Below are 17,149 nucleotides of genomic sequence, written 5' to 3' on the forward strand. Positions count from 1 at the left end.
CGGTATGAAAGGAGGGAAGCTTTGACCTCAATGGCCATACGATCAATTTGTGCTATTGAAAATTTAGTCATCCCTGCCATGAATGACCACAAAGGTTTAGACTTATGGACTGCCAAATGTCTTTAATTTGGCTGCGCTGAGTGAATTGGTAAAGCTTTTGTATAGTGATAGGATACCTAACCTTCGGAAAATGGAATTTTATAAGGATAAAAAAAAATCAGGAAATCTTATTCTCGTTTATGCAGGCTTAATTCTGGTACTGACGGGCATTTTATTGTACAGTACAGGCGTATTCTCTGATGTGATCCTGGCTAAGGGCATCGCTATATCTCTGGTTTTTATTTTATTCCTCAGTGTTTACCTGATCAAAATGCTCATCGCTTACAATGATACTGACCCACAAATAGTACTTAATCAGGAAGGAATCGTCTCAAAAGTTACTTCCCTGAGTAAGGCTGCCGGATTAATCAGGTGGGAGGATATCAAGAATATTAGTCTTGACCGCATTGGCGGAGATACGCTGGTTACCCTTCAGGTGGGGAACCCTGATCATTATCTCCCGGTTATCCGTAAGCATATTTCGGCAATGATGTTAAAAGGTGTTCAGGATAAAAACGGAAATCTCACCATTTACCTCACTGCCTCGGAACTGGAATTGGAACCTTTGGAATTGCAGAAAAGCATAGCACATTATGCCGCTGGCAGGAGATCCTGAAACTGCAGTTTTTTTGTGGGCTTTAAAAATAATTGGTACATTGTTTGGTATTAAATCTGGAATTCTGAATTAAAACTCAATCCCGGATCACAAAAAATGGCTGAAAAACGAAATTTCGATTCTGACTTTTGCGGAAGTTTACCTTTACACCATATCAATTCTATACAGGACTATGGCTATCTTTTGGTCTTGGATATGAAGGATTTAAGTGTCCTTCAGGCAAGCGAAAATAATGCGGCCATCCTGGGCAAAAGTATTCAGGAAATCATCGGTACACCCCTTTCTGATTATATAAAAGAAGAAGATCTGGAAAAGGTGAGGCAGGTGCTGAAAAAGGGCGTAACCCATAAAATTCCATTGACGTTTACCCTGCATGCGTCCTTTAATCCGGTCGATTACCATGCCTTACTTCATATCAAAACAGATTATTTAATTATAGAGCTGGAGAAAGTTTCCGACTTGGGGAACAGGAAATTTTCTGATGTCTTTCAGGAAGTGAAATATATTTCTGCAGCTATTGAACAGGCCAATACCGTACAGGAGGTTTGTGATGCTGCAGTACATGAACTCAGGCGCTTATCAGGCTTTGATGGTATTCTGATGTACCGCTTCGACAGTGACTGGAACGGAACTGTAATTGCTGAAGAGAAGGATGATCGCCTGGAACATTACCTGGGGCAAACCTTTCCTGCTTCAGATGTTCCCAAACAGGCAAGGGCACTTTACCTGACAAACCCGTATCGCCTGATCCCAAACAGGGAATATCAGCCTGTAAGGCTATATCCGGTAATCAATCCTGTGACCAATGCCTTTACTGATCTTTCCGCATGTAATCTCAGGGGAGTGGCTGCAGTACACCTGGAGTATATGAAAAATATGAATATCAATGCCTCTATGTCTATCAGAGTCATTCATAATGAGATGTTATGGGGACTGATTTCCTGCCACCATATTGATCATAAATACCTGAATTATGAGGTTTGTTCCATCTTTGAGTGGCTTTCTGATGTGATCTCCAACAGAATCACACTGATCCTGAATAAGGAAGAATATAGCCTTTCGGGCGACCTGCAGCAAAAAAGGATGGCCTTAACGGATCTGGTCTATGCAGAGGAAAATGTGGTTGATGGTTTGCTGAAAGATGACCAGGCAGATGTGCTGGACCTTTTTCAGGCAACGGGAGCAGTGATCAGTTTAAATGGCCGGATAGAGATCAAAGGACTGGCTCCGGAAAAGGATGACCTGGAGAATCTAATGCTTTGGCTGGAAGGAAAGAATTTTAGTAAGGTATTTTCGACCGACCATCTGGTAGGACTGTATGAAGATGCAATTGCTTATGCCGACAGGGTAAGCGGCTTGTTATTTATTCCTATTGATAGTGATAAGGGTGATTTCCTGGTATGTTTCAGGCCGGAACTGGTGGAAGATATCAAATGGGGAGGAGACCCTAACCAGGCCATAAATTTCGAAAAGGATGGTAAAAACTATCATCCGCGGAATTCGTTTAAATTATGGATACAAACCGTGTTGAAGCATTCTTTGTCCTGGAAAAAACAGGAGCTGGAAGTAGCAGAATCACTGCGCTCCTTCCTGTTTGAATTTAGAACAAAACAGTTACTGAACTAAAAGAAAAATTACGAAATTACCAATGATTAAAGCTGAAGATACGGAACGTAATACAGGCATACTACCAAAAAGGTACGATAAATACATTGTTGCCATAGGTGCGTCTGCTGGCGGACTGGAAGCGATACATGAGTTTTTTGACCATATGCCGGAGAGTTCCAGCTTCTCTTTTGTGGTGATACAGCATCTTTCTTCTGATTATAAAAGTCTGCTTGTGGAGCTGGTGGCTAAACATACCCATATGAAGGTGTTTGAAGCTGCCCACGATATGATGATCCAGCAGGATTGCGTCTATATTATTCCGAACAATAAGCTCATGACCGTGAGTAAGGGCAGGTTAAAACTTGCCGATAAATCTCAGGTTAAAGCACCAAATACGGCGATTGATACTTTTTTACATACCCTTGCGGAAGATAAAAGGGATAAGGCCATCGCCATTATCCTTTCCGGAACAGGTACGGATGGGACTAAAGGTATCCACAGTATAAAAGAATGTGGCGGGATGGTCATTGTACAGGAGCCTGCTACAGCCAAATTCGATGGGATGCCCAATAGCGCCATTGCTTCCGGTGATATCGATTTTATCCTTCCCCCACGCAGAATATATGAAGAACTGTTCAATTATGTAAATGAAGAGCCTGTTAAGGTGTTACAAAACGGACAAATTGATGAAGCACTGCTCGATGAGATTTTCACGATGGTTCATCAGCAGAGCGGAAACGATTTTAACCTTTATAAAACAGCAACGATTATCAGGCGTATTGGTCGCCGGATGAATGAAAACGGCTATAAAAAGCTGGATGGTTATGTCCGCTTCCTTCAGGATAACCCTAAAGAAGTCCAGGTCCTTGGACAGGATTTCCTGATCGGTGTCACCAAGTTTTTCAGGGATAAGCAAGCCTTTGAGTTGCTCCAGAAGAGTATTATTCCTGATATCATCCAAAATAAAGTGGATAGGGAACCGATTAAGGTCTGGGTGTGCGCCTGTAGCACTGGTCAGGAAGCGTATACCATGGCTATCCTGATCAATGAATGCCTGGAGAAGGCAGACCGTCGGTTGGAGGTGAAAATTTTTGCTTCTGATATTGACGAGAAAAGTATTGAAATCGCTTCAAGAAATCAGTACGACCTTGGCATTAAGAAAGAAATTCCCGCTGCAATCTTAAAAAAGTATTTTGTCCAGGAAGGAAAGTTCTATAGCGTTATACCGGAAATACGCAAGCAAGTGGTTTTTGCCAGGCATGATGTCATCAAATCACCTCCCTTTATAAAAAATGACCTGGTCAGCTGCAGGAATATGCTCATCTACATGAACAGTATCCTGCAGGAGAAAGTACTGTCTACCTTCCATTTTTCGCTGAACAAAGGAGGTTACCTGTTCCTGGGCTCAAGTGAAACAGCCCATGCATTAAAAGATGGGATAACAGAAGTTTCCGGTAAATGGAAAGTTTACCAGAAGTCGGGACTGATTAATTATTCCTCTTATAATACCTATAATACCAGCGGAAGATTACTGGCACAGAAGGAAAAAAGTAAAAGTACAGAGCTGCCATTAACCCTTGTAGAAAAGCGTTTCAATAAGTTTATCACGGCAGACCTTGGGTATGTTGGGTTATTTATTGATAAATTATATCTTATTCAGGAAGCTGTAGGCAATTACCGTAAATTTCTTTCCCTGCCCGACCAGAAAATAGAGTTGAATATCTTAAAAATGGTTCCCAAAGAGATTTCCATTGTGCTGAATACGGCATTGCGTAAAGTATGGAAAGATCATGAAAAGGTACACCTCAGCCGGTTACGTATCAGGAAGGATACCGATTATGTGTACCTGAATATTTCGATACAGCCGCCTGAAGAAGAAGGGGAGCTGACGATGATTGTTTTCTCGGAGAGTATGACCGAGATGATTCCCGAAACGGAAGATCTAACCTTACCAGCCTTGACAGGCGATCAGCACAATGAATATATTTATGAGCTGGAAGCGGAGCTGAATGAGACACGCAGCAATCTGCAGATGGCAGTGGAGGAAATGGAAACCACAAATGAAGAACTTCAGTCTACCAACGAGGAATTGCTTTCCGCGAATGAAGAACTTCAGTCAAGCAATGAAGAGTTACAATCCTTAAATGAGGAGCTACATACCCTGAATACAGAGCACCAGGTGAAAATCAAGGAACTCGTGGAGCTGAACGATGACCTGGATAACTATTTCAGAAGTACTGATATTGGTCAGGTTTTTCTCGATGCAGGCTTGTTTATCCGTAAATTTAACCCTGCTGCCATCAGTATGGTAAACATGATTGATGCAGATATTGGCAGGTCTATTGACCATATATCAAATAATATAAAGGCAGAAAACCTGTCGGGTGATATCCGTTCCGTTTTAATCAGCGGCCATGTGGTAGAAAAGGAAGTGTTGCTTAAAAATGGTAACCGAAGCCTGATGCGCATTATGCCCTACCTCCGGAAGGATAAGCATAAGGATGGGGTGGTGATCACGTTTGTAGATATCTCCCATATCACTGAGCTGAACAATATGATCACCGGAGTATTTAATGCCAGTTTAAGTGGTATTTTAGCTTTCACCGCCCTGAGGAACCATGATCATTTTATAGTCGACTTTAAATGTATTTCCTTTAATGATGCCGCACTCAGCTTGCTTAAAAAAGAAAAAGAAGCGCTGAATGAGGCCATGCTGGTGAAACAGATTCCCGAATTAACAGCAGGTAATTTATTTCAAAAGTATATTCAGCTGGTGGAGAAAGGCAATGCTTTGGAAACAGAGATCAAGACGGCAGACGAACGCTGGTATCACCTGGTCGCGGTGAAAATGTCGGACGGATTTGCCGCTACACTGACGGATATTACTGACCAGAAAAATGCGGATTATAAACTGAAAAAGAATTATAATGAGTTGATCACGGCCAGGGAAACATTGAGGCGCCTGAATGCAGAGCTGGAACAAAAGGTGGACGAACGTACACAGGAACTTTCTGAAAGTGAAGAACGTTTCAAACAGGTTTCCAGGGCAACTAATGATACCATATGGGACTGGAGCCTGGTGGATAACACGATGTGGCGCAGTGATAATTTTGTATCCATGTTTGGCTATGAAAATAATGCGGAGACCAGTAACCTGAGCTTTTGGCTGGATAAAATTCATACGGACGACCGGAAAATGGTCCAGGATAGCGTATATGCTGCGATTAACAGCAATGAGAAACAATGGTCTGCCGAATACAGGCTGAAAAAACAGAATGGGGATTATGCCATTATCCTCGACCGGGGTACGATTATGCAGGATGATTTCCATACCCCTTTCCGGATGGTGGGGTCCATGATTGATATTACCAGACAGGTAGAGGCTGAGCGAAGAAGGAATGAACTGCAAAGCCTGATCAGTAAACAACAGGATGAATTTTACAGTATTTTTAAGAATGCGCCCGCACTGATCAGTATACGGAGGGGAAAAGACCTGGTCTATGAATTTGTGAACAATGCCTTTATCGAATTTAATGGCTATGAGAATTATATCGGACGGACTTCCGCCAGTGTCCATCCGGATTATGTAGACAACAGAATTCTGGAAATTGAGCAGCTGGTCTTAAAAAGCGGAGAATCACATGTCGCGAAAGCGGTACAGATTAACCGGGTGAATCCGGTGAATGATGAAATCTCGGACTATTGGTTTGATTTTATTATGGCACCTGTATTTACAGAGGAGGGCGAAATTGACGGAATTGCATTTTTTGGATTTGAGGTGACTGACTTGCTCAAGGCACAACAGGCTACAAAGGAACTGATGCAGCGTAAGGATGAATTCATGAGTATTGCCAGTCACGAACTGAAAACCCCCATCACCAGTATACAGGGATTTCTGCAACTCGCACTGCGGCTGGGAGGTAGAGAACCGGATAATAAAATGCTGACATTTGTGGATAAGGCCTACCGGCAGCTGGGAAATTTAACTTCGCTGGTCAATGATTTATTGGATGTCACCAAGATACAGGCAGGTAAAATGCAATTTAACTATGCCAGTTTCCATATCAAAGAACTGGTGGAACAATGTGTGGAAGATATTCAGAATGTAGAGGAACACCAGATTGTAGTCGCCCATGCAGATGATATTGAAGTGTACGCAGATAAACATAGGATTGAGCAGGTGATCAACAACCTGTTATCAAATGCAATTAAATACTCTCCGGGAGCAAAACGGGCGATTATATCTACACAGCTGATAGATGATCAGTTAAAGATCAGTGTAAAAGATTTTGGTGTTGGCATCCCGGAAGACAAACTGGAACAGGTATTTGATCGTTTTTTCCGTGTGCAGGATACCTCATCCATGATTTCCGGACTGGGCCTTGGATTGTATATCTCCTCGGAGATTGTACAACGCCATGGAGGAACCATAGGAGTGAACAGTGTGGAAAATGAAGGCTCTGAGTTTTGGTTCCTGATTCCTGTGAAGGGAACCGCAGATTAATGATCGCAATCATGGTAGCCAGGATATAAATTAATATTCCCCTAACATTGGATACTTAACTTTGGGCAAACCCAGGATAAGGAATGTATTTGGAATTTACAGATGAAGCATTGGTGAGCAGGTTGAAAAGTGATGATCCTGTTGCTTTGGAAACACTCTTTAACAGATATTATAAATCCCTTTGTCATTTTTGTAGTGTATATACAAAAGATCATGCAGTTGCTGAAGAGATTGTAGCAGACCTTTTTATCAGACTTTGGGACAACAGGAAGGAAACAGCTATTCTTAAAGTAAGGAATTACCTGTTTGTTTCTGCCCGGAACCTTTCCCTGAATTACACACAAAAGAAGAAAAATCCAGTGAATTCTTTTGAAGACCTTGATGTGCATGAACAGCAGCATCAGGTACTTCAGGACCACAATACTCCTTTTGACATACTTTCCGGCAGGGAAGCCAGCGAACACCTTATTTACATGATCAATAAGCTGCCTGAACGTCAACGCGAGGTCCTATTGATGAGCAGGATTGATCACCTTGATAAACATACCATTTCCCAGCTTTTGGGAATTTCTGTAAGGACAGTAGAAACAACCCTGTATCAATCGATACACCAGCTGCGTACCCTGCTGAAACAATCGCCCGATATTTAATTCCGGTAGTTCATGATTTATTAATATAAGTTTAACAAAGTTCAGTACGTAAAATCTTCCAAAAACCTGTCTTCCTCTATAGAGACACAATAATGGAAGATAAAAACTACTGGCTGATCTTATCCTATTTTGATAAAACGATCAGTGATGACGGACTTACACAATTACAGGAATGGATTGAAGAACATCCGGACAACCTGGAGATGTTCAGTGAAACGATACAAATCCTGGGTGCTTCAAAGGGATACTTTAAACAACCCGAACACACAGCAGCGAACTGGGCCAAAATAAGCGCACATATCCATGCGGAGGTCTTGCCGGAAGAGAAAAAGACCATTAAAGCGAGTCGCCTTAAGTGGATGATGTATGCCGCCATATTTTTCCTGATTGCTGTAGCAGGACTGATGAATGATAAGATGATATTTCACAGGAAAGCGCTTCCTGTGGACTATGCACAGATCAATAATCCTGATGGACAGCATTCGAAAATTGTGCTGCCCGACAGTTCCGTGATCTATTTAGGAGGGGGCAGTAAACTCAGGTATGCAAGAAAGTTCGATGGTGCCGAGCGGACCGTGTACCTGGATGGCGAAGCTTTTTTTGATGTGGTACACCAGTCTAAAAGGCCCTTTGTGGTAAAGAGTGGAAATATCGCCACTGTGGTGTTGGGCACCTCATTCAATATCAAGGCTTTTACAGCAAAGAACAGTGTTGCTGTAACGGTAAATACCGGTAAAGTAGGGGTCATGTCAAATCTGAATGGAAAATCCAGGCTGGTGAAATTCCTGACGCCAAATGAGCAGATGGAGATCAATACCCTTACTGGGCTGTATACTTTTAACACCACCGACGCACAGGCGGTAAGTGGTTGGAGGGATAACAATTTCGTGTATTACAATACTCCCCTTAAAGAAATCGCGGCTTCACTGGAACACCATTATGGTGTAAAGATTGAATTCACAGACAATATACTGGGGGAAAGCAGGCTTACTGCCAAATTCAACAGCATGTCGCTACATCAGATCATGGATAACCTGGCTGAATTGAGCAGTATTGCCTATACCCAAAAAGGAAACCATTTTTTCATCTCGAATACAAACCAAAAAGGAGGAAGGATTATGAAATAGAAGATACCCAGCGAATAGCAAAAAAATAGCCTGGAATTGCTCGAACAATCCCAGGACTGTTAAGAATTTAAACTCATGAATGAATAAGTATAAACGAAGTAAATATATGAAGAAGTTATGGTTATTTACCATATTGTTGCTGCTCCAGTTGCCATTTGCCGTAGATAAGGCACAGGCCCAACAAGGAGCAGTGGATAAAAAAATTACGTTTGGTGCAGAGAATATCACACTTAAGGAAGCTTTTGCACAACTGGAAAAACTCAGCGGTTTTTCCATCAGCTATAATAATTCCTTATTAAATGACAGTAAGATAATTAAAGTGAGCCGTGCAGAACGCTCGGTTCAGGAAACGTTGAACCAGATTTTAAGGGGTACACTCTTTACCTTTAAACTTTCAGGGAACAGAAATATCCTTATTGTCCGTAAAGAGGCAGATAAAGGAACCATTAAAGGTAAAATCGTAGATGAAGACGGGCAGCCGCTCCCCGGAGCTTCGGTAAGGGTTTTGGGTGCAGATGCCTATGCCCAAAGTCAGACGGATGGAAGCTATACCTTAGGTGTTGTTCCGGGGACACATACGGTTGAATTCAGCTTTATCTCTTTTCAGACCCTGAAAAAAGAAAATATCAGTGTCCAGCTGAATAGGGCGACTACCCTGGACGCTGTATTAAAAGTCTCTGCCAATGACCTTCAGGAAGTTGTCGTAACCGCATTGGGGATCAAACGGGAGTCTAAAGCCCTGGGTTATGCCGCTACGGTACTGAGCGGTGAACAGCTGACCAATGCCATTTCCAATAACTGGACAGATGCCCTTTCGGGTAAGGTGGCAGGCTTAAACCTGGTGCGTTCCAATGGCGGACCTGCGGGATCCAATAAAATCATTTTACGGGGAGAAAATAACCTGACGGGCGATAACGGGGCGCTGATCGTTGTAGATGGGGTGGTGATCAACCAGGGAAGCGGAAGAAATACCAGTTATGGAGATAAAGGCTATCTGGCAGAAGAAACACCCATCGATTTTGGAAGCGGGTTAAATGATATCAACCCTGAAGATATAGCAAATGTTACGGTATTGAAGGGGCCTGGCGCCTCTGCACTTTATGGTCAGCGCGGTGCCAACGGAGCTATCATTATCACCACAAAATCAGGAAGAACTAGGAGTGGACTGGGGGTAACCTTTAATTCCAATACCTCTTTTGAGAGCGTCAATCGCTGGCCTGATTTACAATATGAATATGGCCAGGGTGTTGATGGGGATAATTATTATTCTTACAATGCCTCCGCTGATGGAGCGAGTACAAGAAGTACCAGCTCTGCATGGGGGCCAAAATTTAACGGGCAGGAATATTTCCAGTATGATCCCATTACACATACACAGGGGACAGTTAGAACACCATGGGTGCCTTATGTGAATGATTCAAGGAATTTTTTCGATACCGGACGGACACTGACCAATAGTGTAACCCTTGATGGGGGGAATGAAAAGACGGCGGCGCGTTTTTCTGCAACCAACGTCAACAATAAATGGATTATCCCCAATACCGGGTATAAAAAAACTTCAGTTGCCCTGTCTGTAGATACGAAGGTTACTGAAAAACTACAACTTGCTGCCAAGGTCAACTACAACAACAATGTCAGCGATAACCTTCCTGCTACCGGATATAACAATCAGTCTATTATGTATTGGTACATGTTCTGGGAACCCAATGCACCCATCAGCTGGTTGAAGGATTACTGGATGCCCGGACAGGAGAACATCAAGCAAAGTTATCCATTCAGCAGTTATCCCGATAATCCTTACCTGATCACCAATGAGATGCTCAATGGATCAAAGAGGAATACCGTGACCGGGAATTTACAGGCTACCTATAATTTTACGCCCGACCTGAGTGTGATGGTGAGAACCAGCCTGGATATGGCTAACGAACAGCGTAGCCAGCAACGGCCTTATGATACGGAGAAGTTCAACAAGGGGATGTACAGGACCCAGGCTATATTCTCACAGGAAATCAACAGTGATGTGCTGCTGAGGTACAATAAAAAGTTGGGTGATGATTTCGAAATTTCCGCTACCGCAGGGGGAAGCATGCTGAAAAATACCTATGACAAAAGCGACCTGCGTGCAGATTCTTTATCCTATGCAGGCGTTTATAGTATGGCAAATGCAGCAGGTGACATCGTTCCGCTTCCTTACAAAAGCCAATACGCGATTAACAGTTTTTATGGATTGTTTACGGCAGCTTACAAGGATTTCCTGTTTGTTGACGTCAGTGCGCGTAACGACTGGAATAGTGTGCTGGCAACACCGTCCAGTACCAGTAATGTGTCATTTTTCTATCCCTCGGTGAATACGAGTGTCATTGTTTCCGAATTATTTAAACTGCCGAAAGCGATCTCTTATTTAAAGCTAAGGGGATCTATTGCCGGTGTAGGAAGTGGCAGTACTGAACCGTACCGTACCTCTTATACTTATGTCCGGGCAGATAGTTATGATGGTAGTCTATATAATCCAACAACGCTGGCGAACCCATTCCTGGAATCCTTGTACACGACAAGTTATGAGGTGGGAACAGAAATAAAACTATTTGATAACCGTTTGGGCCTGGACCTGACTTTCTATAAGGGCAATACAAAATCCCAAATCCTTACCTCTACAGTGGATGCGGCTTCAGGATATCGTTATGCGGTTGTCAACGCCGGACTGGTGCGCAATAAAGGTATTGAGGTGATGCTTAGCGGAACTCCTGTACAAACAAAAAGTGGTTTAAACTGGACAATTAACGGAACTTTTGCGGCCAATAAAAATACGGTTGCAGCATTGACCGATGCGCTGCAGGAAATGATCTTACAGAATGGCCCGGGAAGCAGGGGCGCGATTATCGCCAGGCCAGGGGGAAGTATGGGCGATCTTTTTGGAAGAGGGTATGAACGCTCCCCTGATGGCCAGATCGTGTATAATGAATTGGGTAATCCTGTGGTCATGAGGGATACAAAATATATCGGTAATACCAATCCCCAGTGGAAAGCAAGTATTGGCAATACCCTGCGCTATAAACAGTTCTCCTTTAATTTTCTGATTGATGCACAGTATGGTGCTGTGGCGTATTCCTTATCAGCTGCGGTAATGGCCGAACAGGGAAAAACAGTGAATACCCTGCCGGGGCGTTATAATGGTATTATTGGAAATGGGGTACAAAGAAACACTGATGGAAGTTTCAGACCTAATGATGTGGTGGCTAAAGACGTCTGGACTTACTATAACGCACACTATGGGCGTGACAATGTGGAGGGATCTACTTATTCCACAGATTTTATCAAGCTGAGGGAAGCGAGATTTGAGTATGCACTTCCAGCAAAATTCCTGGGGAAATTGGGTTTACAGCGGGCTTCTGTTGGTGTTTATGGGCGTGATCTGCTGACGATTACCCAATGGCCTGGTTTTGATCCCGAGTTCGGTACATTAAACGGTTCAGATATCAATAAAGGTTTTGAGTATGGACAGTTTCCATCCACCCGTTCGGTTGGTCTGAACGTTGTAATCGGCTTATAAGACTGTATGAACCCATTTTTCTTATCATTAAAAGAATCCAATGAAATTACATCAAAAAATCTATAGCACACTGGGCCTTGTTGTCGCTCTGGCGATACTGACAACGTCCTGTAAGAAAAACTTTTCGGAGTTGAATACCAACCCCAATACCTCCCAGTATGCTTTGCCGCAAGCCTTGCTTGCCCCGGCAATTAACAGTGTGGTTTCGGCAAATGCCACGCGCAGCCAGCGGATCACCAATGAACTGATGCAGGTTACCGTAAATATGGGCGATGGCGACGGCAAGATCTTCAGGTATGAACTGTTGACTTCTGAGGCAGATTTCCTGTGGAATACCTGGTATGTCCAACTGACCAACTTTAAGGATATTTATAAGGGTGGTGAGGATTTAAATCCTTCCTACATGGCAGTATCATTGATCTGCCAGGCATGGATCTATTCCATGCTTACGGATACCTATGGTGATGTTCCCTTTACCCAGTCAATTAAAGGCAGTGAAGGGAATTTTACCCCTGTATTCGACCAGCAGAAGGATATTTATCCCATGATATTTCAAATGCTGGAAGAGGCAAATACCATTCTTACCGTAGCCAATACGGGGCAGGGGGTGGTACCTACGAATTCAATCGCTTCAGCAAGTGACCCTGTTTTTGGAGGTGACCGCTCCAAATGGCGCAAGTTTGGCAATTCGCTTTATTTAAGGCTATTGCTAAGGGTATCGGCAAAGGCAGAAACCGGTGCAATTGCCAAGATCACGGAAATGATTGATACGAAAGCTTCCACCTATCCTTTAATGGCGGGTAATGAAGATTCTGCCCTGTTAAAATGGACAGGGACTGCACCTTATTCTACTCCTTTTGCCTCCTGGAGGGATGCGGACTGGTATGGGCCAAAGCTGGCCAGTTTCTTCGTCAATAACCTGAATGAATGGAGCGATCCGAGGATTCAGCGCTGGGCAACCTTGTCTGATGGGGAGTATGCCGGTATCCCCAGCGGATATGCGCCAGGCCAGGCCCCGGAAGGAAGGTCGACTTTCCCGGTATCCTTAATGGTAGACCCTACGCTGGGTAACATCATGAATTATTCAGAGCTGCAGCTGATCCTTGCTGAAGCTGCATCAAAGGGCTGGATTACGGCCAAGCCTGCGCAAACCTATTATGAAAATGGGGTGACCAGCGGAATTACACAATATGGATATACCCTGCCAGCCAATTACCTGACTTTTGAAAAAGTAAAATGGGATGATGGTTATACCCTGGAGCAGAAAATGGAATTGATTCACCTCCAGAAGTATTATGCCATGTTTTTCACCGGGATGGAACAATGGTTTGAATACCGTCGTACAGGGCACCCTGTTTTGCCAAAAGGTGCGGGATTGTCCAATGGGGGAACCATGCCGGCAAGGTTGAATTACCCGGTTTATGTGCAGTCTGCCAATGGCGAAAATTACAGGGCTGCTGTCGCGATACAAGGCGCAGACCAGATTTCTACACAGGTATGGTGGCAAAAGCCTTAATTAAAAGAAATATAAAAAGATGAGACTTAAAAAATACTATTTGCTGGTACTTTGCATGGTTGCGCTGTGCTCGGCCTGCAAGAAGCATGATGATGCAGAGGGGACACTCAGTTCCATCACCTTTCTGGAAGAGGTACGCCTGCTGTATACAGGGACGGCAGTAACGATAACGAAAGCACACCTGATGGAGGCAACGACAGTTGGCGGGGTAGTGATTTCCAACCTGGATTCGGGGAATGTCATTTCCAATACGGTCGTGATCCAGAATACCAGAAGAAACAAGACCCGGGGGATTGTCCTTGCACTCAACAATGCGGCGGACTATAAACCGGGAGATTCACTGTCGGTTACTGTGGAGGGGGCCGTATTGGAGAAGGTAAACGGTTCCTTACAGCTGACAGGCCTGGCAGAAGGAGCAGTCAGAAAGATATCTTCCGGCAATGCCCAAAATATACAAACCGCCTCGAGTTATAATATTTCCCTTAAACCCGGAGAATATGAGAGCACATTGGTGAAGATCACCGGAGGAACTGTAAATCCTGCACCAAAACCAGGAGAGACTATGGAGGGGGATAAAAGTGTGGTAAACGGTGCAGACAGCATTATTTTACATACAGCAGCTGCAGCAAGTTTTGCTTCGGCAATTTTACCAGCAGGCGCGAGTTTTGCCGGAATTGTGGTGGTTCAGGAAACTGTGGATGGAATACCTGTGCTGCAATTATGGCCACGTACATCAGCTGATATTACCGATCCGATTGCTCCAACAGATCCTGATGGGCCGGAATTGGGTAAGCTGCCTGTCCTGATCACCGGTTTTGTGAACGATTCGAAAGGTGCAGATGGTAATTATGAATACTTCCAGTTTATGGCTACGAGGGATATCGATTTTTCAGAGACCCCCATGTCGGTCGTGACCTGTACGAATGCAGGGGCAGCAGCACCCTATGCTGGTGATGCTCCCGGCGGCGGATGGGCTACCGGAGGGGGAAGGACCTATAAATTCAACCTTACCTCGGGAACTGTTGTCAAAGGTGAATTCTTCTATGTAGGAGGAAGCAACAAAAAGATTAACGGACCCAATACGACCGATATCAGTGCCTCCAAATGGATCAGTGCGATTGCATATAATGCCAATGATGGGGATGGCTTTGGCAACAAATCCAGCGGATTACTTCCCAACAGCGGAAATGCAGGGGGGATTGCCATCTTTGAAGGGCTCAATGTAACGGAAACTTCCGTGCCTGTAGATGCCGTGTTTTTTGGTGGAACAGGCAAAACAACTATGTATAATGAGATGAAAAATACAGGTTACCGTATTCCGGATAGTGACCATTACACGATGCTGGATATCACGGAGCATACAGAACAACCTTTCTTTTTTCAGGGGACCAACCAGTATATTATCCCGCACCAGAGTCCGGCAGACCAAGGGATTTTTGTCAAACTTGGAGGTGTTTTCAATGTAACCGACAAGTCTTGGGATACCCCGAGGGCACATACCTTTTACCTGATGTCGGCTACATCAGTAGTGGCTGAAATTGAGACAACAGATGTAACTACGCTCTCAGAAGCGCTCAGCGTAAAGAAATAACTGCAGGTGATCGATCCGGTGTTAGGCTAAAATCGCATGGATCACCTGAAAAAGGATTTACCGGCTAGGTTTTCAATAGGGAACTGCCCGGTAAATTCTTATTTAAATACATATCAAGAAATATATTGTAGAAATAATTATGAACAGGAGATCATTTATACAAAAAGCAGGATTGTTATCCGGGGGACTTCTGGTGAGCTTCCAGGCTTTTCCATATTCTTTTCTGGGCAAGGGAAAGACCATAAAAGGCAGGGTAATTGAGCAGGGGAAAGGGATTGCAAACGTAGTGGTATCTGATGGATATAGTGTCGTATTAACGGATAAAAAAGGAAGATATAGTCTAACCGCCCATGATCAGGCAACGATGGTTTGGGTGAGTACACCTGCAGGTTATGAATTTTTAGCAGAGAATTCTATTGCAAGGCATTACCACCAGTTCCAGGAAGGAAGAAACCAGGAGTTTAATTTTGATCTAAAGCGTTTGCAGCAACAGGATGACCAGCATAAGTTTATCATCTGGGCTGATCCGCAGGTCCGGAACAAGAAAGATGTGAAGCAGATGATGGAAACCTCATTGCCCGATACCGTAGCCGTGATTAAGGCGATGGGAACTGATACTTTGGTCCACGGGATTTGTGTAGGAGATATTGTATGGGACTTCCATGAATATTTTGCCGATTACAACAAGGCAGTGGCCACTATGGGGATCCCATTTTTTCAGACCCTGGGAAACCATGACATGGACTACAGAAAAGGAGGGGATGAAACCTCTGATGTCACCTTTAAAGCTACCTACGGCCCTACCTATTATTCGTTTAACCGGGGAAAAGTACATTATGTGGTGATGGATAATGTAAGGTACCTGGGCAGGGAACGGGAGTATGATGGTTATTTTACACAGGAACAGCTGGACTGGCTGAAGAAAGACCTGCAGTATGTAGCAAAAGATCAGCTGCTGATCATCAACGTCCATATCCCCGTTTACAATCAGGTGAAAAACAATAAGGATTTCTATGCCGTTCTGGAAGGATATACAAATGTGCATATCATGTCAGGACATACCCATTACAATGCCAATAACATCACGAATGGCATCTTTGAGCACAATCATGGCACAGTTTGCGGCGCATGGTGGACCGGGCCGATCTGTGAAGACGGTGCGCCCCGCGGATATGGGGTGTATGAAGTGGACGGCACGCAATTGAAATGGTATTATAAACCTACAGGGGCGACAAAAGACCTCCAAATGAAGATTTATACCGATAAAACAGAGGGGGATAACCGGTTTATCGTGAATGTATGGAACTGGGATCCGGTATGGAAAGTAGAATACTTCTTTGATGACCAACCTATGGGAACCCTCAGGAATGAGATAGGTTTTGATCCTTTAGCAGTCAGGTTGTATAAAGGTGACCAGCTTCCTGCGGGACGCCATTTTCCTGAACCCAGGGAAACCGATCATCTTTTTTCGGCCGCTTATGGTTCCTCGGTTAAGAAGATCAGGGTGTTGGCAACAGACCGCTTTGGAGAAGTATACAGCACTGAAGTCACGCTGTAATTCGCAAGCACAGTGGTCCATCAACCACCATTAGGGAAGGCCGGTTTTTACCGGTCTTTTTTTATGCTGTAAAGCAGCTTGTTTTCCGTCCTTAACCCAAGCCGAAACACAGCTGTCAGGAACTATCCACATGTGGATAAGTTATCCCCATTATACCGGTTTTCAGGTGTTGACTTCTGCGCAGCCTTTTGCTTAAAAAAACAGTTATTCTTACTAATACTTTTAGTTTTAATGACATTAAGATGATAGATGACAGGAAGTTAAAACGATAAGGTAAATGATGAAAAAAGCGTAAAAAGTATCCACAATGGGCTTAAAAAAGAGTAGTTA

General features: G+C 43.8%; 9 protein-coding genes. All 9 read left to right on the forward strand.

What is annotated here, in order from left to right; translation table 11 throughout:
* The first annotated feature begins 190 nt into the window (after positions 1–190).
* Positions 191–715 (forward strand): STM3941 family protein, encoded by a 525-nt coding sequence (locus ACSBL2_RS06840; protein ID WP_442590932.1) that lies wholly within the window; start codon positions 191–193, stop codon positions 713–715.
* Positions 716–811: 96 nt separating this feature from the next.
* Positions 812–2,341: a GAF domain-containing protein gene (locus tag ACSBL2_RS06845; protein WP_442590933.1), complete on the forward strand. Its 1,530-nt coding sequence runs from the start codon at positions 812–814 to the stop codon at positions 2,339–2,341.
* Positions 2,342–2,363: 22 nt separating this feature from the next.
* The gene (locus ACSBL2_RS06850) at positions 2,364–6,827 is read left to right on the forward strand and encodes a chemotaxis protein CheB (protein ID WP_442590934.1); all 4,464 of its coding nucleotides are present in this window, start codon (positions 2,364–2,366) and stop codon (positions 6,825–6,827) included.
* Between the two features lie 83 nt (positions 6,828–6,910).
* Positions 6,911–7,477 (forward strand): RNA polymerase sigma factor, encoded by a 567-nt coding sequence (locus ACSBL2_RS06855; RefSeq protein ID WP_442590935.1) that lies wholly within the window; start codon positions 6,911–6,913, stop codon positions 7,475–7,477.
* A 92-nt stretch (positions 7,478–7,569) separates the two neighbouring features.
* Complete coding sequence (locus tag ACSBL2_RS06860; RefSeq protein ID WP_442590936.1) at positions 7,570–8,604, forward strand: FecR family protein; 1,035 nt, start codon at positions 7,570–7,572, stop codon at positions 8,602–8,604.
* Between the two features lie 79 nt (positions 8,605–8,683).
* Positions 8,684–12,154: a SusC/RagA family TonB-linked outer membrane protein gene (locus ACSBL2_RS06865; protein WP_442590937.1), complete on the forward strand. Its 3,471-nt coding sequence runs from the start codon at positions 8,684–8,686 to the stop codon at positions 12,152–12,154.
* 40 nt (positions 12,155–12,194) lie between these two features.
* Positions 12,195–13,670, forward strand: coding sequence for a SusD/RagB family nutrient-binding outer membrane lipoprotein (locus ACSBL2_RS06870; protein ID WP_442590938.1), 1,476 nt, complete (start codon positions 12,195–12,197; stop codon positions 13,668–13,670).
* Between the two features lie 19 nt (positions 13,671–13,689).
* Complete coding sequence (locus tag ACSBL2_RS06875) at positions 13,690–15,261, forward strand: DUF5689 domain-containing protein (protein WP_442590939.1); 1,572 nt, start codon at positions 13,690–13,692, stop codon at positions 15,259–15,261.
* Positions 15,262–15,400: 139 nt separating this feature from the next.
* Positions 15,401–16,819 (forward strand): calcineurin-like phosphoesterase C-terminal domain-containing protein, encoded by a 1,419-nt coding sequence (locus ACSBL2_RS06880; RefSeq protein WP_442590940.1) that lies wholly within the window; start codon positions 15,401–15,403, stop codon positions 16,817–16,819.
* The last annotated feature ends 330 nt before the right edge of the window (positions 16,820–17,149 follow it).

The sequence above is a fragment of the Pedobacter sp. AW31-3R genome (genome assembly GCF_052180285.1).
Lineage (GTDB): Bacteria > Bacteroidota > Bacteroidia > Sphingobacteriales > Sphingobacteriaceae > Pedobacter.

Excerpts from the sequence above, each read along its gene's own strand:
- ACSBL2_RS06870 (WP_442590938.1), top strand. The coding sequence starts at position 12,195 with ATGAAATTACATCAAAAAATCTATAGCACACTGGGCCTTGTTGTCGCT.
- ACSBL2_RS06845 (WP_442590933.1), top strand. The coding sequence starts at position 812 with ATGGCTGAAAAACGAAATTTCGATTCTGACTTTTGCGGAAGTTTACCT.
- ACSBL2_RS06860 (WP_442590936.1), top strand. The coding sequence starts at position 7,570 with ATGGAAGATAAAAACTACTGGCTGATCTTATCCTATTTTGATAAAACG.
- ACSBL2_RS06850 (WP_442590934.1), top strand. The coding sequence starts at position 2,364 with ATGATTAAAGCTGAAGATACGGAACGTAATACAGGCATACTACCAAAA.
- ACSBL2_RS06880 (WP_442590940.1), top strand. The coding sequence starts at position 15,401 with ATGAACAGGAGATCATTTATACAAAAAGCAGGATTGTTATCCGGGGGA.
- ACSBL2_RS06865 (WP_442590937.1), top strand. The coding sequence starts at position 8,684 with ATGAATAAGTATAAACGAAGTAAATATATGAAGAAGTTATGGTTATTT.
- ACSBL2_RS06855 (WP_442590935.1), top strand. The coding sequence starts at position 6,911 with ATGTATTTGGAATTTACAGATGAAGCATTGGTGAGCAGGTTGAAAAGT.
- ACSBL2_RS06875 (WP_442590939.1), top strand. The coding sequence starts at position 13,690 with ATGAGACTTAAAAAATACTATTTGCTGGTACTTTGCATGGTTGCGCTG.
- ACSBL2_RS06840 (WP_442590932.1), top strand. The coding sequence starts at position 191 with ATGGAATTTTATAAGGATAAAAAAAAATCAGGAAATCTTATTCTCGTT.